This is a genomic window from Haemophilus parainfluenzae (assembly GCF_014931395.1).
Classification (GTDB): domain Bacteria; phylum Pseudomonadota; class Gammaproteobacteria; order Enterobacterales; family Pasteurellaceae; genus Haemophilus_D.
Window position 1 is genome coordinate 1,091,714 of sequence record NZ_CP063120.1, and the last position, 25,405, is coordinate 1,117,118.

Genomic DNA, 25,405 nt, shown 5'->3' on the forward strand with positions numbered 1-25,405 from the left:
TGCGGTGCAAATGGTTTTCACTGGTTGGAGCGGATTATAAATATTCCTTTTTTAGTAATGATAACAAAAACAAAAATGCGGAACAAATCACGACAGAAGGCCCCGCAGCTGTATCATAAAAGGCGGAAAGGAATAACCCGCCAACGACGGAAAGCATACTGATTAAAATCGCAATAAACACCACTTGTTCAGGTGTTTTGGCAAAACGTCTTGCTGTTGCGGCTGGAATAATTAATAGCGATGTAATAATCAGGGCCCCTACAAACTTCATACTTAATGCGATCGTCAGTGCGGTCAAAATCATTAAAATAAATCGCATTTTTTTAATGTTAATGCCTTCTACTTGGGCTAATTCAGGCGAAACTGTGGTGGAGAGTAAGGCTTGCCAGAAGTAAAGTAGAGTGCCTAATACAATGATTACGCCAGCAGCAATATAAGGTAAATCGTTAAAATTAATGGCGAGTAAATCCCCAAAAAGATAACTCATTAAATCGACTCGGACATTTTTAAGTAAGCCAACCGTAACCACGCCAAGTGAAAGACAACTGTGCGCGATAATGCCTAAAAGGGTATCCACTGAAAATTGCGTGTTACTTTCGAGCCATACCATTAATACGGCGAGAATAATCGTCAAAATTACAATGGCAACATAAGGGTTAATTTGTAGGAAAATGCCTAACGCCACACCGAGTAAGGCTGAGTGGGAAAGGGTATCACCAAAATAAGCCATTTTACGCCACACCACAAAAGCACCGAGTGGTGCGGTAATTAAGGAAAGCAGTAAGCCCGTAAGCAAGGCGGGAAATAAAATCTCAAACATGATTTTTCCTTATTGTTGGCATTCTGATGGATTGGCACTGCAACTACAAACATCACCGTGCATATTATGGTGATGGTTATGGTGGTGCGTATAAAAGCCCATATTTTGTGAGATTTGATTGCCCCAAAGACGCATAAATTTGGGATCATTGGATAGGCTTTCTGGTGTGCCGGCACAGCAAATGTGTTGATTGATGCACAACACTTCTTTACTGTCCGCCATCACGATATGCAAATCATGGGAAACCATTAAAACCGCACAGTTTAAGGTTTGTTGAGTACGATGAATCAGCTGATAAAGTTCAGCTTGACCATTAATATCCACGCCTTGAGTTGGTTCATCTAGCACCAGTAAATTGGGTTTATTTAAAATCGCACGGGCCAATAATACACGTTGCATCTCGCCACCAGAGAGTTTTTGCATATTATTTTTTCTCAGATGCGTAATAGAAAGTTGCTCAAGTGCGGTTGATATTTCTTGCGTTTTAACACCTTTTTTGAGCGCAAGAAAACGCTCAACCGTCATCGGTAAGCTGTGATCGAGGTGAATTTTTTGTGGGACATAGCCAATTCTGACATTAGCGCTATAAATTACTTCACCGGATGTTGGCGTTTGTAATTTTAATAAGGTTTTTAAGAGAGTCGATTTTCCTCCACCATTTGGGCCTACAATGGTGATAATGGAATTAGGATAAATACTGAGATTAATATCCCGCAATGCGGTCTTTTGTTCAAAGACCACATTGATATTTTTCAGTGTAATTAATGGTGTGGGTTGGGCTGGTTGAATGGCGCGAATTTGCATAATTCCCCCTTTAAAAATAGCTCACTAAAATAGCTCATTTCCTTATTTTTCTCAAGAAATTCCGACTATGCCTAATATTTAGGCATAAAATTTCGCATTTTTAGGGTAAAATGAATTTTTTTTAGAGTTTGTAGTCTGAAGAGCGAAAAGCTTTTTATTCATTTTAAAGGTATCTATTTTGCAACACGTTAAATTAGCTAGAGATCGACGGAAAAGAAAATCCCGCATAAAAGCGGCGATTTTTTTTGCTGCACTTTTGCTTATTTTAACGGGTATTTTTCTCGCCTTTAAAGATACCGCGGATTACGATCCTTCTCTGCAAAGTAATCTTGAACCAGAGATGGTGGATAACGTTCAATATCAATCCCTTACACCTGAAAAAACAGAATCTGATAAGTCGCAAACTCAAGCAGGCGAACATCCTGAAACGAAGCAGAATGCGAATACGGAAGATGCGACTTCTTACGATGATGAACTTCAAGCCAAAGATGACGAAGTAGATGAAATCAAACCGCAGTTTGATGAGCTAACTGATTTACCAAAAGATGCGCAAGATGCGCTTAGCGGTATTTTAGATGTAGCCGATCAGGCATTGCGTATTACCGATCAATTTAGTCATACGGTGGTGCGTGGCGATTCATTAAAAGATGTGTTAGAGCTTTCAGGTTTAGAAGATGATACGGCGAAGAATTTAATCGCTGAGTATCCTGAATTAAAAACTTTGCGCGCAGGTCAACAGTTCTATTGGATTTTAGATAAAGAAGATCAACTGGAATATTTAAACTGGTTGGTGTCTGAAAAAGAAGAACGCATTTATGAGCGCACGGAAGACGGTAAATTTAAACGTCAAATCTTAGAGAAGAAAAGTATCTGGAAGAAAGAGGTGTTAAAAGGCACGATTAACGGATCTTTTGCATCAAGTTTGCGTGATTTAGGCTTGGATGGTCGTCAAATTAGCCAATTAAGTTCTGCGTTACAATGGCAGGTAAGCCTTCAAAAACTCAGCAAAGGCACCAAATTTGCGATTTTGGTATCACGTGAATATTTAGGCGATAAATTAACCGGTCAAGGTAACGTTGAAGCCATTCATATTATGGCAGACGGTAAGAGCTATTATGGCATTCAAGCCGCCAATGGTCGTTACTACGATAAGCAAGGGGAAACCCTTGGTAAAGGCTTTGCGCGTTATCCATTGCAACGTCAAGCGCGTATTTCGTCACCATTTAACCCAAATCGTCGACATCCGGTAACAGGGCGTGTTCGTCCGCATAAAGGGGTGGACTTTGCTGTTTCACCAGGTACGCCAGTTATTGCGCCAGCAGAAGGTGTAGTAGAAAAAGTCGCTTATCAAGCTGGTGGTGCAGGACGTTATGTGGTGATACGTCATGGTCGTGAATATCAAACGGTGTATATGCATTTAAGTCGTGCTTTAGTGCGTGCGGGGCAAACTGTGAAGAAAGGGGAGCGTATTGCATTAACCGGTAATACAGGGATTTCAACTGGTCCACACTTGCACTACGAGTTTCATATTAATGAGCGTGCGGTGAACCCGCTTACGGTGAAATTGCCGGGCACCAGCAGCGGAATGGCAACGGCAGAACGTAAGCAATTCTTAGTTCGAGCGAAAGAAGTCGAAAGAACGTTAAAATTATAGCGAATGAAGTGCGGTCAAATTTGACCGCATTTTTATTCGATTAAGAATTAACCCAAAACTGACCGCTCTCCACCTTTCTTCTTTTCCTTCAATATGCTATTCTTTTTGCATTTCGAAATTATTCTCATTTATTATGATTAAGCGGCGTTATCTGATTTTTCTTTTAATCGTGCTTTCCTTTGTTTCACTTTTTCTCGGGGTAAGTACCGTTAATTTACAAGGATTACTGAATTTTGAAGGTAATCAGTGGCAGATTTTTTTCATCAGTCGTGTGCCACGTTTAATCAGTATCTTGATTGCGGGTGCATCCTTGAGTATTTGTGGTTTAGTGATGCAGCAACTCAGTCGAAACCGATTTGTTTCTCCCACCACGGCGGGCACAATGGACAGCGCACGATTAGGCATTTTAATGGCCATGCTGTTTTTCCCAACAGCTTCAATGTTGTTAAAAACCGCCATTGCGGTCATCATGTCTTTCCTTGGCACATTATTATTTATGACGATTCTGTCCCGTTTGAAATTCAAGGACACGATTTTTGTGCCCTTAGTGGGGATTATGTTTGGTAATATCATCAGTTCAATTACTGCCTTTATCGCTTATAAAGAAGATCTATTGCAAAACTTATCCGGGTGGCTACAAGGGGACTTTTCTCTTGTGATGTCAGGCCGTTATGAATTGTTGTATTTCAGTATTCCTACACTCATCGTGGCTTATTTATTTGCCCATCGTTTTTCTATTGTCGGGATGGGGAAAGATTTTGCGGTTAATCTAGGTCTAAATTACAACCAGGTACTTTATCTCGGTCTGCTCATTGTGGCGGTGGTGTCTTCGATTATTATCGTGTCTGTTGGGGTGATCCCTTTCTTGGGGCTAATTATTCCAAATATCGTCACGCTTTATTTAGGGGATAACTTGAAGAAAGTGTTATCTCATACCGCTTTGCTAGGTGCCGTCTTTGTCTTATTCTGTGATATTTTAGGTCGAAGTGTGATTTATCCTTATGAGATTTCCATTAATGCCGTGGTTGGTGTATTTGGTAGTGGTATCTTCTTATTTTTATTATTAAAACGGTATAGAAATGGCTAAGAAATCTTCTTCTCAACTGATTGTATTGTCGTTGTTAGCCATGGTTTCTCTTGCACTTTATTTAGGCTACAACTTACCAAACCGTTGGCAATATGCCTTGGAAAATCGTGCCTTATCATTAATTGCGATTGTGATCACAGGTGCTGCAATTGCACTTGCTACGATGATCTTCCAAACGGTTGTGAATAACCGAATTCTCACCCCGAGTATTTTAGGGTTAGATTCGCTGTATTTACTGATTCAAACGACGATTATTTTCCTTTTCGGTTCGACCACATTGCTTTCAATGAATTCTATTGCCTTGTTTGTATTGTGTACGGGATTAATGATGGCATTTTCATTAGCGCTTTATCACTTCCTCTTTAAGAAAGAAAACCAAAATATTTTCTTCTTATTGCTTGTTGGGATTATTTTCGGCACCTTCTTTGGCAGTTTAACGACGTTTATGGAAGTGTTGATTGATCCAAATGAATTCCAGATCGCACAAGATATTGGCTTTGCAAGTTTCAACCGAATCAATACACAAATCTTGTGGGTAGCATTAGCCATTTTAGTGGCGACGATTGTTTTCAGTCTGAGATATTGGCATTGCTTTGATGTGTTGGCGTTAGGAAGAGAAAATGCGATTAACTTAGGGATTGATTATCAAAAGACCTTAAAAGTCCTATTAATTCTCGTGGCAATTTTAACGTCAGTGTCGACCGCACTTGTTGGTCCACTTACTTTCCTGGGGTTATTGGTGATGAATGTGACCTTTGAATTTGTTCGTGATTATCGCCACAAGGTACTCATTCCTGCCGCGATGTTAATTTCCATTATTACCTTGGTTTTAGGGCAATTATTAGTGACCCATATTTTTACGTTCCGCACGACATTAAGCATCATCGTTAATTTTGTCGGTGGCGTGTATTTTATTTATTTGTTATTAAGAGCAAACAAAAAATGGCAATAGAAATTCGCAATATTACTAAAAGTTACGGAAGCAAAAAGGTGGTGGATAATGTGTCCATCACCATTCCTACGGGGAAAATTACGTCTTTTATCGGGCCGAATGGCGCGGGGAAGAGTACGGTGTTGTCTATTATGAGCCGTTTGTTGAATGCTGATAGTGGCGAGATCCATCTCAATGGTGAATTGCTCAATCGCAAGAAAAGTAGCGATATTGCGAAACAACTTGCGATTTTAAAGCAAACTAACAACATTAATTTGCGTCTAACCATTGAAGATTTAGTCGCTTTTGGGCGTTTCCCTTATTGCAAAGGAAACTTAACCCAAACTGACCGCACTTTTATTGATAATGCCATTGCTTATATGAATTTAGATGATATTCGTCATCAATATATTGATAACTTAAGTGGTGGGCAGCGACAACGCGCTTATATTGCGATGACACTGGCACAAGATACGGATTATATTTTGTTGGATGAACCATTAAATAATCTGGATATGAAACATTCTGTGCAGATCATGCAAGTTTTGCGTAAATTAGCGACAGAACTCAACAAAACCGTGGTGATTGTGATTCACGATATTAATTTTGCCTCTTGTTACTCAGACTACATTGTTGCCATGAAAAATGGAAAATTGGTACACCAAGGGGAAGTTAACCACATTATGCAATCACCCGTGCTACAAGATATTTACGATATGACGATACCTATTCAGGATATCGACGACCATAAAATTGCCGTTTATTTTAGATAAATAAGGAAATCTTCATGAAAAAAACACTATCAACATTAGCACTTTCACTTTTTGCTTTGGTCGGTGTTGCTCAAGCAGCAGATATTACCGTTGAAAATGCCGCTGGAAAGCAGGTTGTGCCACAAAATCCACAGCGAGTCATTGTGCTTGATTTTGGTGCCGCAGACACACTTCGTGCATTAGGTGTGCAAGATAAAATCGTGGGCTTCCCACAAAGTGGAAAAATTCCAAGCTACCTTTCAGAATTTGCAGACAAAAAATATAAAAATGTCGGCGATTTGAAAGAACAATCATTGGAGCAAATTAATGAACTCAATCCGGATTTGATCATCGCGTCTAAACGTCAAGAAAAAATGATCGACAAATTTAAAGAGATCGCGCCAGTATTTAATGTTGAAAATGACTACAACAATTACTACCCGAGTTTTCAACAAAATGTGACCGCACTTGGTCGGATCTTTGGTAAAGAAAATATTGCGAAAGAAAAACTTTCAGCATTAGAAAGTAAGATTGACCAAGTCGCCAAAGATGCGAAAGACAAAACCGCCTTATTGGTACTTGTCAATGAAAGTAAAATCAGTGCCTTTGGTGATGGTTCTCGTTATGGTATGGTGTATCAAAAATTTGGTTTTAAACCGATTGATGACAGCATCAAATCGTCTACGCACGGCCAAAGTGTTGGTTTTGAATATATCTTAGAAAAAAATCCAGACTTTTTACTTGTCGTGGATCGTACCGCGGCGATTACAGAAAAAGCCAACAATGCACAAAAAGTATTGGATAACGATATCATCAAACAAACCAAAGCGTATAAAGATGGACACATTGTGTATCTTGATGCTGCCAATTGGTATCTTGCGTTTGGTGGTTTAGAAAGCATGGAAATCATCGCACAAGAACTTGATCGTGCAGTGAAAAAATAATACAAAAAATCATCTAAAAGGGCAGTCAAGGATTGCCCTTTTTATATGTAAATTAATCTTTACACATATCAATAAACTCCCTATCATATCGGCATCATTCAATAAAATTGAGCTTATTTTATGCTGACATTTAATCCACAAGATCCTTTCTCTTGCTTTGTCACTCAAAGCTTTTCCATGAAAAGTGCGGTCGAAAATGCACAACGTTTTGCGATGTTTGATGTGCCGCTTTTAATTCAAGGTGAAACGGGCACGGGTAAAGACTTATTAGCAAAAGCTTGTCATTTTGCGAGCTTGCGCCGTGAGAAAAAATTCATTGCAGTAAACTGTGCAGGTTTGCCAGATGAAGATGCGGAAAGCGAAATGTTTGGGCGTAAAGTGGGTGACAGTGAAACCATCGGTTTTTTTGAATATGCTAACGAAGGCACGGTGTTGCTGGACGGTATTGCTGAGCTTTCATTAAGTTTACAGGCAAAATTATTACGTTTTTTAACGGATGGTTCTTTCCGTCGAGTGGGCGAAGAAAAAGAACATCATGCAAATGTTCGGGTGATTTGTACCTCACAAGAACCGATGGAAAAACTGTTAGAACAAGGGAAATTACGCAGTGATTTATTCCACCGATTAAATGTTTTAGCACTAAATGTGCCGCCATTGCGTGAGCGAGTGGAGGACATTCAACCTTTAACGGAAGGTTTTTTACAAGAAATTAGCACACAGCTTAAGATTCCAATGCCTCAATATGATGCTAATTTTCTAAATTATTTAAAAGGTCAGCCTTGGCAAGGCAATGTGCGAGAACTATACAATGTCTTGTATCGCGCCTGTTCTTTAGCGAAAAATAACCAGCTTGATATTGAATGTTTAAATTTAAAACCTGTACAAAGTGCGGTCATTTCTGCGGATGATTTTGGTGAGCAAACACTGGATGAGATCATGGGACAATATGAGGCGAGTGTGCTCCGCGCTTTTTATGCACAATATCCAAGTACGCGAAAATTGGCGCAACGATTAGGCGTATCACACACGGCGATTGCCAATAAATTAAAACAATACGGTATTAGTAAATAATTTCTGACAGTTTAGGAAATTGTTTACAAAGTTTGAGCCATTCGACTTTATCAATTTGTACATTGAGGATAAATTCACCTTCATCTGAAATTTGCTCGTGACGAATGCTGTCTAATTGATAGAGTGCGTGGCGAATTTTTCCCTCTTGTGGGAGCAGTGTGAGGGTGAAAGAAAGTATCTCGTTTTTCAACCGCACTTTAATGGCTTCAAGTAGTAGATCTAATCCCTCACCTGAATGTGCTGAAAGATAAACGGCAACGGGCTTATTCTCGTCATCATATTCAATATGAGGCGCCACATTTTCCAATAAATCAATTTTGTTATACACCAATAATGCAGGCACTTTATCAGCCTTAATTTCTTCCAACACTAAATTCACAGCTTCAATATTTTCGATTTTTCGAGCATCTGCCGCATCGATGACGTGCAATAACAAACTGGCTTCTACCGTTTCTTGCAAGGTAGATTTAAAAGCGGAAACTAAATCATGGGGAAGTTGGCGAACGAAACCCACGGTATCGGCGAGAATTGCCGTACCAATATCTTGAATTTGTAAACGTCTTAATGTGGGATCGAGGGTAGCAAAAAGCTGATCCGCCGCATAGACATTGGCTTGCGTGATGAAATTGAATAGTGTTGATTTCCCCGCATTGGTATAACCCACTAAAGAAATGGTCGGAATATCCGCTTTTTGTCGGGTTTGGCGATTTTGATTGCGTTGTTTTTCGACTTTGGCCAAACGATTTTGCAACTGTGCAATACGAACCTTGATTAAACGGCGATCCGTTTCTAATTGCGTTTCACCAGGACCACGCAATCCAACCGCACCTTTTTGCTGATCTAAACCTGTTTTTCGGCGGACTAATCGAGTGGATAAATGCTTAAGCTGAGCTAATTCAACTTGCAATTTCCCTTCGTGCGAGCGGGCTCGTTGGGCAAAAATGTCTAAAATCACCCCCGTGCGATCCACTACGTGGCATTGGCAGATGCTTTCCAAATTACGGGTTTGAGCAGGCGTTAATTGATGATTTACCAAAACCACATCAGCATCTAAAGTTTTCACTGCATCCGCAATTTCTTGTGCTTTCCCCTCACCGATAAAGTATTTTGCTTGTGGCGTGGCACGGCTTGTGGTGATGATTTGTAAAATCTCAACATTGGCAGATTCTGCTAAAAGTTGGAATTCTTGTAGATCTTCAATGTTTTTATTTTGAGAAAAGAAAACATGCACGACGACCGCTTTATCTTTTGTCGATTGGCTATTGTCGCTTGTCTTAGATGACGAAAGTGCGGTTGAAATTTCAGGTGAATTTTCAACCGCACTTAAACTGATGAAATCGTTCATTGAACAGAATTATTCTGCTTGTGTTTCTACTTCCGCTACAGCATCAGAAGCTTGTGCTGCATGATGACCGCCGTTATTATTGTGGTGAGAAACAGAACGTGCTGGAACCACAGTTGAAATAGCGTGTTTGTACACCATTTGATTAACCGTGTTTTTTAATAAAATCACGAATTGGTCGAATGATTCGATTTGACCCTGTAATTTAATCCCATTAACGAGATAAATCGAAACAGGAATACGTTCACGGCGTAACGCATTCAAATAAGGATCTTGTAATGATTGTCCTTTTGCCATTTTGCTATCCTTTGTTGTTATATGTTAATTAATGATAGAAACGAGTTGTCTCCATCGCCAAATATAGCAATAAACATTTTTCTTGTCTATGGGTTTATCTCTTTGCTTTCACGCAGTTTTTTCAGAATTGTTTTCATTTTTTTATCTAGTTGTGCATTGAAACGTAATGTTTCGCCCGTTTTAGGGTGTTCAAATCGAATAGAAAATGCATGTAAAAACAAACGATTGAGTCCGAGATCTTGCATATATTTATCGAATTCTTTATCACCGTATTTATCATCCAGCGCGATTGGGTGACCTGCATATTGAGTATGAACTCGGATCTGATGGGTTCTTCCCGTTACAGGCGACGCTTTTACTAAGGTCGCATTTTGATAGCGTTCTTCAATGGCAAATCGGGTTTCTGAAGGTTTACCTTGCTCACTGACTTTAACGATGCGTTCACCACTGGCCAGCTCATTTTTTAATAAAGGCGCTTGTACGACTTTCACATGAGATTGCCATTGTCCACGCACGAGTGCGAGATAATCTTTTTGTACGGTTTTAACACGAAGTTGTTCGTGTAAGTTGCGTAAGGTAGAGCGTTTCTTCGCTACTAATAAGATACCTGATGTATCTCTGTCTAAACGATGAACCAATTCTAAAAAACGGGCTTCAGGACGTAATGCACGCAAGGCTTCAATCACGCCAAAATTCAAACCACTCCCGCCATGAACCGCAATGCCAGAAGGTTTGTTTAATACTAATAAACAATCATCTTCAAAAATAATATGGTTTTCAAGGGAGGCGACTTTATTCAAGTTTTTAGAAATTGGGGCAGTATTTTTTTCAGAAACACGAACTGGAGGCACACGCACCACATCACCATTTTGCAATTTATATTCAGGTTTGATTCGCCCTTTGTTCACACGTACTTCGCCTTTACGCAGAATGCGATAAATCAAACTTTTTGGCACACCTTTTAATTTTGCTAATAAATAATTATCAATGCGTTGTCCTGCTTCATCCTCAGAAATCGTGAGCATTTTGACGGATTGATTGATGATTTTTTCTTGTTTTTCAGTCATTGAATCTGTCCTTTAAAAATTGGGCTGAATCATATCACAATATCCCTAGTGATAATAGCAAGAATGCCTTGCTAATTTAGCCCTGAATGTGGATAATAGAGCGTCCTTCTGCGCCTAAAATTTGGCATTTAGAAAGCGATTTTGTATGTTGGTCAAAACTCAATGCAGCGAATGGCATAAGACATTGATAATCAACATATTTTTCTTGAAGGTTAACGCTTCCTTGCAATGCGTAATTAACACACCGCATTGTTTTACGAAAATTGTCTTAGATAACAATTGAGTATGCTATCAATGCACCCAGCAACACACAGTCGTGAGATTGACTGTTCGCGAGAAACACGAGGTCGATGGCTAAGGTCAGTAAATCTGTAAAGTGCGGTTAATTTTCAAGGTATTTTTAGATAATTCAAACGAGAAATTGACAATGAAAAGAATGTTAATCAATGCGACTCAAAAAGAAGAGTTGCGCGTTGCGTTGGTCGATGGCCAGCGTTTATTTGACTTGGATATTGAAAGTCCGGGTCATGAACAGAAAAAAGCGAATATTTACAAAGGGAAAATCACTCGCGTAGAGCCGAGTTTAGAAGCAGCCTTTGTAGATTATGGTGCAGAGCGCCATGGCTTCCTTCCTTTAAAAGAAATTGCCCGCGAATATTTCCCTGCTGATTATGTGTTCCAAGGTCGTCCAAATATCCGTGATATTTTGACCGAAGGTCAAGAAGTGATCGTTCAGGTAAACAAAGAAGAACGCGGCAATAAAGGCGCAGCCTTAACCACTTTTGTTTCCCTTGCCGGTAGTTATTTGGTGATTATGCCAAACAATCCTCGTGCAGGTGGTATCTCTCGCCGTATTGAAGGTGATGAACGTATCGAATTAAAAGAAGCATTGAGTTCTTTAGATGTACCAGAAGGCGTTGGTCTTATCGTGCGTACAGCGGGTGTAGGTAAATCACCAGAAGAATTACAATGGGACTTGAAAGTACTTTTACATCATTGGGAAGCGATCAAACAAGCTTCACAAAGTCGTCCAGCGCCGTTCTTAATTCACCAAGAAAGTGATGTGATCGTGCGTGCGATCCGTGATTATTTGCGTCGTGATATCGGTGAGATTTTAATTGATAGCCCGAAAGTATTTGAAAAAGCGAAAGCGCACATCAAACTTGTACGTCCAGATTTCATCAATCGTGTGAAACTGTATCAAGGTGAAGTGCCGTTATTTAGCCACTATCAAATTGAGTCACAAATTGAATCAGCCTTCCAACGTGAAGTGCGTTTACCTTCTGGCGGTTCAATTGTCATTGATGTGACAGAAGCGTTAACGGCGATCGATATCAACTCGGCGCGTTCAACTCGTGGTGGTGACATTGAAGAAACCGCATTAAATACCAACCTTGAAGCGGCAGATGAAATTGCTCGTCAATTACGTTTACGTGACTTAGGTGGGTTAGTGGTTATCGATTTCATTGATATGACACCTGTTCGTCACCAACGTGAAGTTGAAAACCGTATTCGTGATGCGGTACGTCAAGACCGTGCGCGTATTCAAATCAGCCGTATTTCTCGCTTCGGCTTATTGGAAATGTCGCGTCAGCGTTTAAGTCCATCATTAGGTGAATCTTCTCACCATGTTTGCCCACGCTGTCAAGGTACGGGTAAAGTGCGTGATAATGAAAGTTTATCACTTTCTATCTTACGTTTAATTGAAGAAGAAGCGTTAAAAGAAAACACCAAACAAGTGCACACCATCGTGCCTGTACAAATAGCGTCTTACTTACTTAATGAAAAACGTAAAGCCGTTCATAGCATCGAAAAACGCCATGATGTTGATATTATCGTGGTGCCAAATGAAGCAATGGAAACGCCACATTTCAGCGTATTCCGTGTTCGTGAGGGCGAAGAGCTAAATGAATTAAGCTATAACTTAACGAAATTCCATGATGCACAAGACGATACATTTGTACCAGAAGAGTCTCTTGTTTCTCGCAATATCGAAAATGCAGCAGTGACCGCTGAGCAAGTGATGGAAAGTGCAGCAGTATCTCTATCGATTCCAACGGCTGCACCAGCACCAGTTGAGCGTAAATCGGAAGAACCGTCATTGTTTGCAAAAATTGTTGCCGCAATTAAAGGTTTATTTGCTTCTGAACCAAAAGAAGAAGAGAAAAACCAAAACAACCGCAACAATCGTAACAACAACCGTAATAATCGTCGTAATCAAGATCGTCGTAATAATCGTCGTTCTCGCAATAACGAAAATAACGATAATGCGAAAAATACAGATGAAGAAAATGCGCGTCCAACTCGCGAGCGTGTGAATAATCGTCGCAATCGTCGTAACGCGAATGAAGAAGTGACATCTGAAAGTGCGGTTAATTTTGCTAATGTTTCTGATGATAATCGTCAAGAAGAAAAAGCAGAAAAACCAGTAGCAGAGCGTCGTCAACGTCGTGATTTACGTAAACGTGTTCGTATTGATGACAATCCAAATGATGTAACTGAAAATGTTACTGAAGCAGTTGAAGTGCCAGCTGTTGAGACTGTTCAAAATCAAGTGGTTGAAAACAATGTAGCAGATAATGCTGAAGATAAACCACGTCAAGAACGTCAGCGTCGTACTCCACGTCATTTACGTACATCGAATAATCAACGCCGCCGCCGTAATGAAGTGAAGTCACCAATGCCATTATTTGCGGCAGTTGCTTCACCTGAATTAGCAAGCGGTAAAGTATGCATCGATTATTCTGCTGTGAATGCAGCGAAAGAAAGCAATTTCTTATCGGTGGATGAATTACTTGAGCAAGAAAAAACGAAAAAAGGTGTAATTACCCCGGCAACAGGTATTGTCGTGGAAGAAAAATCAGTTGAAGCACAACCAGCGTTAGATTTCATTACTCAACCGGCAAATGAAGCGGTTCAACAGAAAGTGCAAGAATCATTAGAACGCTTGCATCATAAATCAGAACCTGTTGCTCAAGTTGCAACGACAGAAGTTGAACCACAAGAGAAAACAGAGTTTGTTCGCTCTTATGTGTTCACTGGTCGTGCAGGCACCATTTCAGCAGTACAGCACACAAAAGCAGCGATGACATTAGCTAAAGCACCAGATGAAGAGTCTAAACCATTCCCAATTGTAGAATGGACGGAGTCTCGCTATTACTTTAATGGTAAAGGCGCCGCAGGCCATCATAGTGCAATTAGTCATATTTATTCTGAAGCGACACAAGCAAAAGCAGAGTAATATCTCAATAATAAAAGCGGAGCCAGTAGGTTCCGTTTTTTATTTTGTGCATTTTTAAAACATAGTGATTTAAAAGTAGTCAGTCAGATAATTTTTTTATTTTCTTGCTTGACGGGGTGGGGGAAAAAACGTATTATTCACCTCGCTTAAATCACGGAGGAATGGTCGAGTGGTTGAAGGCACCGGTCTTGAAAACCGGCGAGGGTTTACGCCCTCCGTGAGTTCGAATCTCACTTCCTCCGCCATCAAATTCAAAAAATCCCTAAATCGAAAGATTTAGGGATTTTTACTTTTTAGTCGATTAAAAAATATCTTATTTTTTGACCGCACTTTCTTGGGCCTCTTTAAAGGCAAGGTATTCTTCTAAGGTCTCAATCGCTTCTAAACATTTTTGACGACGCGTTAAATAAATTGCGGCTGTTTGCTTATGCATATCTCGTTGAATATCTGTTTGTGCCGTATCCGCTTGTGCTTTAGCTTCTTCGTATTTTTCCGTGAGTTGCTGCAAGGCTTCATAATATTTCTCTAAACGCTCTCTTGGAGGGAGGCGATGAATGCTATGTTGTGATTTGCTACTTGCAACTTGTGGCTCTGCTATTTTCGGTTGAATGGGCTTTTTATGCTTGCGATTCATGGCTTCAGTCAAGGCGGTACATTGCCCTAAAAGATGTTCTGCCATAAATACAATTTGCTCTTCATTTTGATGGGGGATATTAGATAGCTTAGTTAAGCTTTGCTGGATTTCTTTGAGATAAAAACCGACAGTTTCAAAATCTTCAGTAAATAAAGTGCGGTTAAATTTAGCATTGATTTTTTTATCAGAGTCAGCTTGATAGGCGTGAGTCAGTTGCTGTACTTTTTGTTCGAGCGTATTGAGTAATGATTGAATAGACATAAAAAAATCCCCGCATGATGAATGCAGGGATTATAACGATTAAAGGGTCATGGCTGCAATCCAACCGAATGCTAATAATGGGATGTTGTAGTGAATAAAGGTTGGTACAACAGAATCCCAAATGTGGTCATGTTTACCATCCATATTCAAACCGGATGTTGGACCAAGTGTGGAGTCAGAAGCCGGTGAACCCGCATCCCCTAATGCCGCCGCTACACCTACGATAGCCACTGTTGCAAGTGGTGAGAAACCAAAAGAGAGACAAAGTGGTACATAAATTGAGGTGATAATTGGCACGGTTGAGAAAGAAGAGCCAATCCCCATGGTAATCAATAGCCCAACGAGTAGCATCAAGAATGCCGCAACGCCTTTGCTTTGAATCACACCCGTTGAAAGTGCATCAACTAACTCCTTCACACCACTTGTGCTATTAATCACATTGGCAAAACCAGAAGCTGCAATCATCACAAAGCCAATCATTGCCATTAAGCGTAAACCTTGTTGGAAAATATCGTTACTTTCTTTGAGTTTGAAAATACCAAATGCACCGAAAATCACTAAACCGACTAAGCCACCAATGATAGTTGAACTTGTGAAAAGCTGGGTAGCAAACGTGGCGACAATGGCGACTACACTTGCGGTAATTTGAATCGGTTTAATGTTCGCAATGTGTTGTTCAATTTCAGTTGTGGTTGGTTCTGCCGTTGTCACAACATATTCGCGTGGTTTGCGATAGGTAACAAATACGGCGGTGAGTAAACCAAGAATCATACCAATAACAGGGATAAGCATAGCGAAAGAAACTTCACCAACACTGGTTTGTAAACCGAGTGGGGCACCAGCAAGATTGATATTTTTTACTAAAACGCTTTCGATAAAAATTTTCCCGAAGCCAACCGGCAAGATCATATAGGTTGCGGTTAAACCAAAGGTAATAATGCAAGCGACTGCACGACGATCGATTTTTAAACGGTTAAAAATAGAAAGTAAAGGTGGTACCACAATCGGAATAAACGCAATGTGCACTGGGAGCAAGTTTTGGGATGAAATTGAGAATAAAAGCAAAATACCAAGTAGCATATATTTAAACCACGCTAAATTTTTATCGGTTGGTGTTTTGTTCATTCGAGTAATAATTTTATAAGCAAGCAAATCAGTGATGCCAGATTTTGAAATTGCAATGGCAAATGCACCGAGCATCGCATAGTTCATCGCCACTTCAGCACCACCACCTAAGCCGCCTGTAAAGGTTTCAATGGTTTTGCTTAAACCTAGGTCTCCGCATAAGCCGGCTGTAAGCGCGGAAATTACCAGTGCGATAACCACGTTCACGCGCAGTAGGCTTAATGCCAGTAGTACGACAATTGAAATAACAACGGGATTCGATAGCATATTGTTGTTCCTTATTGATTAATTAAACTTAAAAGGTCGCATAAAAGAAAATTGATTTAAGGTTAAATGTCGCATAGTAATAAACTCCTGTAAATTGATAATAAAACAAAACCCCTCGAAAGTTGCCTTCCGAGGGGTAAGATTTTTTTGATCTTTATCTTGTCAGCTCGGAAGAAATCTTCCAAGCACGCCAACAGCCTGAAAGATTATTCAGTTGAATGGCGATGATGGTGACGAAGGATAAAGTTCATTTGAAACTCTCTTATTTAGATAACTAAATCGAATTACTTTTTAAAATACGGTAAACCGAAAACGATTGCAAGCCTTTTTTCTAAAAAATTTTGAAAATTAAAGTGCGGTCTGATTTTCAGCTGTTTTTTCCGTTTCATTTGTTTGAGCAATATGCGGGAAACCACCAAGCTCTTTTAAATGATTCACCATATAGCAAAATAATTCTGCCGTACGTTCGGTATCATATAGCGCCGAGTGTGCTTGTTTACCATCAAAAGGAATTTTTGCCGCTTGGCATGCTTTGACGAGCACTGTTTGTCCAAACATAAAACCGGCAAGCGTTGCGGTATCAAACATCCCAAAAGGGTGGAATGGATTGCGTTTTACGCCTGTGCGCTCAGCCGCCGCCATCACGAAACTTTGGTCAAAAGCCGCGTTGTGTGCCACGATGATAGAACGCTGACATTCAGCATCTTTTTGTCCACGACGCACCATTTGGAACAATCCCGTGATCGCATCTAATTCAGATACCGCACCTCGCAATGGATTGTGAATATCAATCCCGTTAAATTTGAGTGATTCGGGATTAATATTCGCCCCCTCAAATGGTTCAATATGGAAATGGCATTTTTGATCAGGTTGTAAATTGCCATTTTCATCCATTTTTAAGGTGATTGCCGCAAGCTCTAAAAGTGCATCTTTTTTGGCATCAAACCCAGCCGTTTCCACATCAATAATGACAGGAAAGTAGCCACGGAAGCGATTTTTTAATTGGTGATGATAAGGAATTTCAGGTGTATCTGACACAATATATTCCTTAATTCCCTAAAGCTGATTTTGCACTTTTGTTTTCGATAAATTCGATCTTATAACCATCTGGATCTTCAACGAATGCAATCACAGTTGTGCCGCCTTTAACCGGGCCGGCTTCGCGAGTCACTTTACCGCCATGAGCACGTACCGCTTCACAAGTTGCGTAAATATCATCTACACCAATAGCAATATGCCCGTAAGCATTACCAAGATCATATTCCGTTACGCCCCAGTTGTATGTTAATTCAATTTCTGCAGCGCTTTCGCCATCTTCGTAACCTAAAAAAGCAAGCGTATATTTATACTCAGGGTTTTCACTTGTGCGTAATAAACGCATACCTAAAACATCTTGATAAAATTTAATAGAGCGGTCTAAATCACCTACTCGAAGCATCGTGTGTAAAATTCTCATGTCGTTTTCCTTCTTTAATTGTGTTTGCTAAATTATGCCATAGAATGCGATTTGGCGCGAATTAATCTTCAATATAGGGTAAATTACATTACATTTTTTAAGTTATTTATTTACCTTACTATTATGCTAAGATAATACTAATCTTTTTATAAAAAGGAAAAAATGAATGAATACAACTGGCCTTTTTAATCTTTCTTGGCAACGTTATTTAAATTTACTGTTTTTATTATTAACCGTAGGGTTTTTAACGAGTGGAGTAGTCACGTTAATTGCAGCTAATTTAGATTATTTTTCTGATTTAGCCAAAATTTATGGCTTACAAACATTGCTTGTGGTGACAGTGGTATTAGGTATTTATTGCTTTATTCGAGAGAGTCATCGACAAGCCAAAGAAAAACTAAAGTGGAAGACATATAGTATCTTTTTTGTTGTCTCTGTCTTGATTGGCGGTTTATTTGCCTTAGTCGGCCAAACCTATCAAACGGGGGCTGATGTATGGCAGTTATTTGCAGTTTGGACACTTTGCCAACTTCCATTTTTATTATTATTTCCGAATGTGGCCTCTGCATTATTATTTGCCGCCACCGCCAATGTTGCGTTTTATTTATTTAATGAACAAAACTCACATAACTCAATGTGTTATGCCGTGTTGATTAATGCTGGATTACTTGTGATATCGGAATTATTCAGTAAAACTTTTCATGATCAACATTGGCGTATTTTACCCAAAGTATTTCTAGTACTGACTTTTGCCAGTTTATTCGGTTTAATAGTAATTTATGATGTGTACTTTTATGCTTATGCTTGGGGTGAGCTTGGTCGTTCATCACTCAGTTCTTTGCTAATTGCTATTCCTGCCTTAATCGCACTTTATGTATATCACAAATATCGCTTTGATTTTATTAATTTAATTATTTCAGTCATAGCCTTACTTGGCGCTTATTGCTTTTTGGCATCTCTTTTGATTCGTGGTGTAGAAGAGGGGGTGGTTTTAGGATTGATTGGCTTTATTTTCACAGTCATGGCAATCAAGTGGTTAGTGAAACGCTATAAACAAGAATATCCAAATAATAAGAAATTCCATTGGGCGATTTCAATACTATGGATGATAGCTTTATTGACAGCGCTAGTGACGATAGGCGTTTGGTTATTTTTTTCTTTAGGTTTAGATAAGTCTAGTACATTCATTGTTGGTATTCTTTTATTTGGTATAGCTTGGTCGATTACCTTAAATGAAGATAAAAAGGAATACACTACAATTTTAGCAGGTTTATTTTTTCTGATCGCAAATAGTTTTTTAGGGTTCTATTTGCTTGTTAAATTTAATGATTTTTTTCTTTTATTCGGATATGAATATAGAGAAGGTTCAAATTTCGCTATCTTTATCTCCACACTGATTTTTACAGCCATTATTATCGTTAGCTACAAATTGATGCCGAATTCTTTGGTGAGAATTTTATTGGTTGTCCAGCTTCTCGTTTATTGGCAAGTTTCCTATAATCTATATTTCCATAGTTACAGCTTGAATGACATATGGTTTAATAACGCATGGTTTAATAAAATTCAGCTACTGATTTCGATTGCACTCTTTTATTGGGTCATGCGACCTAATCAATCAGCGCGAATTCATTTAAAGCCTATTGCTTGGGGAACCGTATTATTCTCTCTATGGATCTCTATGCCGTCGTATATGGCGCTTCCTTGGGTAGATTATGGTCTTATTGATACAGATGTTTCAAGTGATGTCATGTCAGCAGACACGATGAATCTTGATAATGTATTGCAAGTTTTAAGTAGACAATTTTGGACACACTTTCAGTTTGATGTTAGCCATATCTTATATCTGCTTATCTGTGCATTACCGTTAATTGTCTATGCACTAATGAATAAGCATAGTGAATCCAAACACACGGAAGCAGTGCTAATTTTATTGGCATTAAGCTTGTTTGCATTAGGCTTTGTTGGAATACCCGCCATTTTATATTTAACAGCATTATTATTGCTCGTTTATTGGACAGACAGTCGTGCGTTCTTCGGTCTTTTGGTATTTGCCTTTGTTGTTTATTTAGGTGGGTTCTATTACCAATTGAGCATCCCATTGCTCTATAAAGGAGCATTGTTAGTGAGCTTTGCCGTTATTTTTGCGATTGTTACTTTATTCTTGCATGCTCGTTATAAAACGCCTTCACAAAGTGCGGTCGAAAACCATTCTGTTTTTAAAGCACCGATTTGGCTTGTTGGTGTCTTTGTGATTGCCTTATTGGGGGCGGTGAACTATAAAGTACAGCAATTTGAAGATGTGCTAGCTACCGGTAAGCCTGTTGTCTTAAAAATCGCCCCTGTGGATCCTCGTTCATTGATGCAAGGCGATTATATGGTATTGAATTACGCTATTTTATCTGAGTTTCAGCAAAGTCAGGTTTTATCTGAATCGAATGAATCCCTTGATAGCAATGAACCTATTGATACTGTTGAATCTAATGAAACCACTGGTATAGATGAATCAAGTCCTTCGGGAAAAAAAGCGTATATCCTTGTTCATCTTGATAAAAATCATGTTGCGACATTTTGTGAGGAGCAATCAGAGATACCAACAGATTTTAAACATTGCACACCAAATGTTTATTTGCCAATTCGTTATAAAGGTTGGCTTCCTGAATTACCAAGCCAAGATTATTTCTTTGCAGAAGGGAAAGGTGAACATTATGCACAAGCGGAATATGCAGAATATCGCTTTAAAGACGGTATTTTGTTGCTAGCTCGTTTATTGGATAAGGATTTAAAAGGGCTATAAAGCATTGGTGATAAATAAGGGCGTATTTGATACGCCCTTATTTTTTTAGATTATTGATTGGATTATGATTATTTCACCGCGATCATTGAGCCAAAATTAAAACATTGGAACCATAATTCTACATGTGAAAATCCGATGTTTTTTAACCGCTCTTTGTGAATGTTAATCGAGTCAGTACGCATTACATTTTCAAGTGCGGTGCGTTTTTGGCTCACTTCAAGCTCACTATAACCGTTAGCACGTTTGAATTGGTGGTGGAGGTCAATCAGTAGCTCATTCACTTTTTCATCTTCAAAACGGAATTTTTCAGAGAGCACTAATACACCATTTGGGTTTAAACCTTGGTAGATTTTGGTGAGCAAGGCTACGCGATCTTCCGGTGGTAAAAATTGTAACGTGAAGTTGAGCACCACCATTGACGCATTCTTGATTTCAATTTGACGAATATCATCACAAAGAATTTCTACGGGCACATCACTATGATAAGCCGCGACATGCTGACGGCAGCGTTCAACCATCGGGAGAGAATTATCAACACCGATAATTTTCACATTAGGTTGTTTAATATTACGGCGCATAGAAAGGGCTGCGGCACCGCGTGAACAGCCTAAATCATAGACTTGACTGTCAGCCGTCACAAAGCGTTCAGCCAACATACCAATCGCGGTGATAATGTTGGAGTAGCCTGGAATCGAGCGTTGAATCATATCGGGGAAAACTTCCGCCACGCTTTCATCAAAAGTAAAATCGCCCAGTTTTTCAATCGGGGCGGCAAAAATCGTATCTTTCATCATGATTGAGTTCTGTTGTTGTCTTGAGAGTGCATTTATTTAGATAAAATGCAAAAAACTGCGGTCATTTTAGTGAAAGTTTTTAAAGGATCAAATAAATTTCGCTTTTCAATTTAAATGCCCCGTCTTTTTCCGTATAATCAACGCGTTAATTATCCATTTTTAGAAAAATGAAAGGAATACAGAAATGATGCGTACACATTATTGCGGTGCATTAAACCGCAACCATATTGGACAAGAAGTAACATTAAGCGGTTGGGTTCATCGTCGTCGCGATTTAGGTGGTTTAATTTTTATTGATATGCGTGATCGTGATGGTATCGTGCAAGTTTGTTTTGACCCAAAATATCAAGAAGCATTAACCGCAGCTTCAGGCTTACGTAATGAATTTTGTATTCAAATTAAAGGTGAAGTGATCGCGCGTCCTGACAATCAAATTAATAAAAATATGGCGACAGGCGAAGTAGAAGTATTAGCGAAAGAATTACGCATCTACAATGCTTCTGATGTTTTACCGTTAGACTTCAACCAAAACAACACTGAAGAACAACGTTTAAAATATCGTTATTTAGATTTACGTCGTCCAGAAATGGCACAACGTTTGAAAACTCGTGCAAAAATCACCAGCTTTGTGCGTCGCTTTATGGATGACAATGGTTTCCTTGATATCGAAACCCCAATGCTTACAAAAGCAACGCCGGAAGGTGCGCGTGACTATTTAGTGCCAAGCCGTGTACATAAAGGCAAATTCTATGCATTGCCACAATCACCGCAGCTTTTCAAACAGCTTTTAATGATGTCTGGTTTTGATCGTTATTATCAAATCGTGAAATGTTTCCGTGATGAAGATTTACGTGCAGATCGTCAGCCTGAATTTACCCAAATCGATGTGGAAACTTCTTTCTTAACAGCGCCAGAAGTACGTGAGATCATGGAACGCATGGTGCATGGTTTATGGCAAAACATCATTGGTGTGGATTTAGGCAAATTCCCACAAATGACCTGGCAAGAAGCGATGACTCGTTTTGGTTCAGATAAACCAGATTTGCGTAACCCGCTTGAATTAGTCGATGTGGCAGATATCGTTAAAGACGTTGAATTTAAAGTATTTAATGAGCCAGCAAACAATCCAAACGGCCGTGTGGCAGTCATTCGTGTACCAAATGGTGCAGAAATTACTCGTAAACAAATTGATGAATATACACAATTTGTGGGTATTTATGGTGCAAAAGGTTTAGCTTGGGCGAAAGTAAACGATATCAATGCGGGTCTTGAAGGCGTACAAAGCCCGATTGCGAAATTCTTAAATGAAGAGGTATGGAAAGCGTTAGCAGAACGTGTGAAAGCTCAAACTGGCGATATTTTATTCTTCGGTGCTGACAAATGGCAAACCACCACGGATGCAATGGGCGCATTACGTTTGAAATTAGGTCGTGATCTTGGCTTAACTCGTTTAGATGAATGGCAACCACTTTGGGTGATTGATTTCCCAATGTTTGAACGTGATGAAGAGGGTAATCTTGCCGCGATGCACCACCCATTCACTTCACCAAAAGATTTTACGCCGGAACAATTAGAAGCAGATCCAACAAGTGCGGTAGCAAATGCTTACGATATGGTAATCAACGGCTATGAAGTTGGCGGTGGTTCTGTGCGTATTTTTGATCCGAAAATGCAACAAACGGTATTCCGCATTCTTGGTATCAATGAACAAGAACAACGTGAAAAATTTGGCTTCTTATTGGATGCATTAAAATTCGGAACACCACCACATGCAGGTTTAGCATTTGGTTTAGACCGTTTAACCATGCTTTTAACAGGCACTGAAAATATCCGTGATGTGATTGCATTCCCTAAAACCACCGCTGCAGCTTGTTTAATGACAGAGGCACCAAGTTTTGCGAATCCGCAGGCGTTAGGTGAGTTAAGTATTCAGGTTGTGAAAGCTGAATAAGTTTAAAATTTATAATATAGGGTGCGGTCAATTTTGACCGCACTTTCTTTTTATTGAAAAAATTTTATTCACTTAAAGATATCAGTTTTTCGGTATGAATACTTGTGAAATTTATTTGTTTTGAAGTTATATTCTGAAAAAATAAAATAATCAGATTTTTATTTTTCACTACTGCTTTTAAGTGGATTTTATTTACTTTACTCAAGGATAAAATTCTATTATAAATAAGACCTTTTTCGGTTTATGGTCAATTTATAAGAGAAAATTTTATGAGTGAAGTTTTAACTCCAGTAGAAAAATCAACATGGGCGAGTAAATTCTCAGCCTTAGGCCCTGGAATCGTGATGGCATCAGCAGCTGTTGGTGGTTCACATATTATTGCATCCACCCAAGCGGGGGCGATCTATGGTTGGGAATTAGTGAGCATTGTTATTCTTGCTAATTTATTCAAATATCCTTTCTTCCGTTTTGGTGTTCAATATACCTTAGATACGGGTAATACTTTGCTAGAGGGTTATCGTCAAAAAGGGAAATTCTACCTTTGGTTATTCCTTGCTTTAAACATTTTTGCAACTGTGATTAATACTGCAGCAGTAGGGTTATTAACAGCAGCAATTTTAACCTTTATTACGCCAATTCCTCTCCCTATGCCCGTGTTAAGCTCATTAGTGATTCTTGTGACAACCGGTATTTTATTGTTGGGTAAATATCGTTTATTAGATAGCTTATCGAAAATTATCATGATTGCTTTAACGGTAACCACCGTGAGCGCTGTCGTGATTGCTTTTATGCGTAATGGTATCCATGGTGTAGCCGCACCTAATTTTGTCGCACCTTCTCCATGGGAATTAAGTAAGTTAGCATTTTTAGTTGCGTTGATGGGCTGGATGCCTGCGCCAATTGAAATTTCTGCAATTAACTCCATGTGGGTGGTAGCAAAACGTCGTTTAACCAAAGTGTCTTATCAAGATGGTTTATTTGACTTCAACGTGGGGTACATCGGCACAGCTATCTTAGCTGTCGTATTCTTAGCCCTTGGCGCATTGGTACAATATGGTTCGCCTGAAACCGTAGAGATGGTGGGCGGAAAATATATTGCGCAACTTATCAATATGTATGCCAGTACTATAGGTGAATGGTCACGCTTATTAATTGCGGTGATTGCGTTCATGTGTATGTTTGGTACAACAATTACGGTAATTGATGGGTATTCTCGTACTAATGTTGAAGCGTTACGTATTTTGTTCGGTAAACAAGAAAGCTCAGTAAGAGTTTTAAACATTGGCATGATTTTAGCCGCATTGTCTGGTTTAGCGATTATTTTCTACTTTAATAATGCAGTGGGTCCAATGCTAAAATTTGCGATGATTGCTTCATTTGTTTCTGCACCAATCTTTGCTTGGCTGAATTTATCTCTGACTAAGCACGCGAAACACAGTGTAAAAGGCGGCTTATTGTGGTTATCCCTTATCGGCTTATTCTACTTAACAGCCTTTGCAGGATTGTTTATTGCCCAACAAGCTGGCTGGTTAAACTAAAATAATTGAGATAATTACCGCACTTTAGTTTTAAAGTGCGGTAATTTTTTTGAAAGTTTTTAGTAGAAAAGGTATGATGCTGCCCATTCTCAATTATGTAGATGACGAGCTTGCAATATAAAAATAATCAATCGGTTCTCGTGGTAATTTATGCAGAAAGCACGCATCGTGTTCTTATGCTTCAACGTCAAGATGATTCCACTTTTTGGCAATCTGTAACGGGGACATTGGAAACCAATGAAACACCAAGAGAAACAGCCATTCGAGAAGTTTGGGAAGAAATAGGATTAAAAATAGAAGAAAATTCGACCGCACTTTTTGATTGCAAAGAGAGCATAGAATTTGAAATTTTCCCGCATTTCCGCTATAAATACGCACCGAATGTGACTCACTGTCATGAACATTGGTTTTTATTGGCAGTTGAACAGGAATTTGAACCGATATTAAGTGAGCATTTGGCGTATCAATGGGTTTTACCAGAAGATGTGATCCAAATGACGAAATCACCGAATAATGCCGAGGCTATCAAAAAATATTTGATGAACGGCTTTCCTCTGTAGAAAAGAGGATATAAT

21 protein-coding genes, 1 tRNA gene and 1 other annotated feature are annotated in these 25,405 nt (G+C 39.3%); of the genes, 12 read left to right on the forward strand and 10 right to left on the reverse strand.

Annotated elements, in window-relative coordinates; translation table 11 throughout:
• Window positions 1-34: 34 nt before the first annotated feature.
• Complete coding sequence (znuB, locus tag INP94_RS05380) at window positions 35-820, reverse strand: zinc ABC transporter permease subunit ZnuB (protein ID WP_054418308.1); 786 nt, start codon at window positions 818-820, stop codon at window positions 35-37.
• A 9-nt stretch (window positions 821-829) separates the two neighbouring features.
• Window positions 830-1,624 carry a zinc ABC transporter ATP-binding protein ZnuC gene (znuC, locus tag INP94_RS05385; RefSeq protein ID WP_070591540.1) on the reverse strand — a complete coding sequence of 265 codons (795 nt, stop codon included), beginning with the start codon at window positions 1,622-1,624 and terminating at the stop codon, window positions 830-832.
• A gap of 178 nt (window positions 1,625-1,802) precedes the next feature.
• On the opposite strand from znuC, the gene mepM reads away from it, so the two are divergent.
• From mepM to INP94_RS05415, 6 genes are all read left to right on the forward strand, one after another.
• A complete protein-coding gene (gene mepM, locus INP94_RS05390; RefSeq protein ID WP_197541738.1) occupies window positions 1,803-3,278 on the forward strand; it encodes a murein DD-endopeptidase MepM in 1,476 nt (491 codons plus the stop codon).
• Between the two features lie 133 nt (window positions 3,279-3,411).
• Entirely contained in the window at window positions 3,412-4,365 is a 954-nt protein-coding gene (locus tag INP94_RS05395; RefSeq protein ID WP_269475093.1) for an ABC transporter permease, read from the forward strand.
• Complete coding sequence (locus INP94_RS05400; protein ID WP_197541739.1) at window positions 4,358-5,317, forward strand: iron chelate uptake ABC transporter family permease subunit; 960 nt, start codon at window positions 4,358-4,360, stop codon at window positions 5,315-5,317. Before INP94_RS05395 ends, INP94_RS05400 begins: the two co-directional genes overlap by 8 nt.
• A complete protein-coding gene (locus tag INP94_RS05405; RefSeq protein ID WP_197541740.1) occupies window positions 5,308-6,069 on the forward strand; it encodes an iron ABC transporter ATP-binding protein in 762 nt (253 codons plus the stop codon). Before INP94_RS05400 ends, INP94_RS05405 begins: the two co-directional genes overlap by 10 nt.
• Before the next feature lie 14 nt (window positions 6,070-6,083).
• Window positions 6,084-6,992: a siderophore ABC transporter substrate-binding protein gene (locus INP94_RS05410; protein WP_197541741.1), complete on the forward strand. Its 909-nt coding sequence runs from the start codon at window positions 6,084-6,086 to the stop codon at window positions 6,990-6,992.
• Window positions 6,993-7,112: 120 nt separating this feature from the next.
• On the forward strand, window positions 7,113-8,063 hold the full coding sequence (locus tag INP94_RS05415; protein WP_197541742.1) for a sigma 54-interacting transcriptional regulator: 951 nt from the start codon (window positions 7,113-7,115) through the stop codon (window positions 8,061-8,063).
• On the opposite strand, the gene hflX is transcribed toward INP94_RS05415, so the two are convergent.
• From hflX to rluC, 3 genes are all read right to left on the reverse strand, one after another.
• Complete coding sequence (hflX, locus tag INP94_RS05420; protein WP_197541743.1) at window positions 8,053-9,408, reverse strand: ribosome rescue GTPase HflX; 1,356 nt, start codon at window positions 9,406-9,408, stop codon at window positions 8,053-8,055. The two genes, INP94_RS05415 and hflX, sit on opposite strands and share 11 nt — an antisense overlap.
• Before the next feature lie 9 nt (window positions 9,409-9,417).
• Window positions 9,418-9,702: an RNA chaperone Hfq gene (gene hfq, locus INP94_RS05425; protein ID WP_197541744.1), complete on the reverse strand. Its 285-nt coding sequence runs from the start codon at window positions 9,700-9,702 to the stop codon at window positions 9,418-9,420.
• 86 nt (window positions 9,703-9,788) lie between these two features.
• Complete coding sequence (gene rluC, locus INP94_RS05430; RefSeq protein ID WP_197542941.1) at window positions 9,789-10,769, reverse strand: 23S rRNA pseudouridine(955/2504/2580) synthase RluC; 981 nt, start codon at window positions 10,767-10,769, stop codon at window positions 9,789-9,791.
• A 427-nt stretch (window positions 10,770-11,196) separates the two neighbouring features.
• Between rluC and rne the strand changes: the two genes are divergently transcribed.
• Window positions 11,197-14,010 carry a ribonuclease E gene (rne, locus tag INP94_RS05435; protein ID WP_197542942.1) on the forward strand — a complete coding sequence of 938 codons (2,814 nt, stop codon included), beginning with the start codon at window positions 11,197-11,199 and terminating at the stop codon, window positions 14,008-14,010.
• A gap of 155 nt (window positions 14,011-14,165) precedes the next feature.
• Window positions 14,166-14,255: transfer RNA gene (locus INP94_RS05440), tRNA-Ser, on the forward strand.
• Between the two features lie 68 nt (window positions 14,256-14,323).
• Here INP94_RS05440 and priC read toward each other — a convergent pair.
• The 4 genes from priC to gloA all read right to left on the reverse strand — a co-directional run bounded on the left by priC (window position 14,324) and on the right by gloA (window position 17,753).
• A complete protein-coding gene (gene priC / locus INP94_RS05445) occupies window positions 14,324-14,905 on the reverse strand; it encodes a primosomal replication protein PriC (RefSeq protein ID WP_197542943.1) in 582 nt (193 codons plus the stop codon).
• Window positions 14,906-14,944: 39 nt separating this feature from the next.
• Entirely contained in the window at window positions 14,945-16,297 is a 1,353-nt protein-coding gene (locus INP94_RS05450; protein ID WP_197542944.1) for a Na+/H+ antiporter family protein, read from the reverse strand.
• A 103-nt stretch (window positions 16,298-16,400) separates the two neighbouring features.
• Window positions 16,401-16,528: a sequence feature (His leader region), on the reverse strand.
• Window positions 16,529-16,645: 117 nt separating this feature from the next.
• On the reverse strand, window positions 16,646-17,335 hold the full coding sequence (gene rnt / locus INP94_RS05455; protein WP_083327180.1) for a ribonuclease T: 690 nt from the start codon (window positions 17,333-17,335) through the stop codon (window positions 16,646-16,648).
• 10 nt (window positions 17,336-17,345) lie between these two features.
• A complete protein-coding gene (gloA, locus tag INP94_RS05460; protein ID WP_197542945.1) occupies window positions 17,346-17,753 on the reverse strand; it encodes a lactoylglutathione lyase in 408 nt (135 codons plus the stop codon).
• A 166-nt stretch (window positions 17,754-17,919) separates the two neighbouring features.
• On the opposite strand from gloA, the gene INP94_RS05465 reads away from it, so the two are divergent.
• Window positions 17,920-20,547 carry a GDYXXLXY domain-containing protein gene (locus INP94_RS05465; RefSeq protein WP_197542946.1) on the forward strand — a complete coding sequence of 876 codons (2,628 nt, stop codon included), beginning with the start codon at window positions 17,920-17,922 and terminating at the stop codon, window positions 20,545-20,547.
• 68 nt (window positions 20,548-20,615) lie between these two features.
• On the opposite strand, the gene cmoA is transcribed toward INP94_RS05465, so the two are convergent.
• Complete coding sequence (gene cmoA / locus INP94_RS05470; RefSeq protein ID WP_049381649.1) at window positions 20,616-21,341, reverse strand: carboxy-S-adenosyl-L-methionine synthase CmoA; 726 nt, start codon at window positions 21,339-21,341, stop codon at window positions 20,616-20,618.
• A gap of 184 nt (window positions 21,342-21,525) precedes the next feature.
• Here cmoA and aspS point away from each other — a divergent pair, with 184 nt between their 5' ends.
• The 3 genes from aspS to nudB all read left to right on the forward strand — a co-directional run bounded on the left by aspS (window position 21,526) and on the right by nudB (window position 25,390).
• Window positions 21,526-23,292 (forward strand): aspartate--tRNA ligase, encoded by a 1,767-nt coding sequence (aspS, locus tag INP94_RS05475; RefSeq protein WP_197542947.1) that lies wholly within the window; start codon window positions 21,526-21,528, stop codon window positions 23,290-23,292.
• A 269-nt stretch (window positions 23,293-23,561) separates the two neighbouring features.
• Window positions 23,562-24,830 carry an NRAMP family divalent metal transporter gene (locus tag INP94_RS05480; protein WP_197542948.1) on the forward strand — a complete coding sequence of 423 codons (1,269 nt, stop codon included), beginning with the start codon at window positions 23,562-23,564 and terminating at the stop codon, window positions 24,828-24,830.
• A 101-nt stretch (window positions 24,831-24,931) separates the two neighbouring features.
• Window positions 24,932-25,390, forward strand: a complete 459-nt coding sequence (nudB, locus tag INP94_RS05485; protein WP_197542949.1) for a dihydroneopterin triphosphate diphosphatase — start codon at window positions 24,932-24,934, stop codon at window positions 25,388-25,390.
• Window positions 25,391-25,405 lie beyond the last annotated feature (15 nt).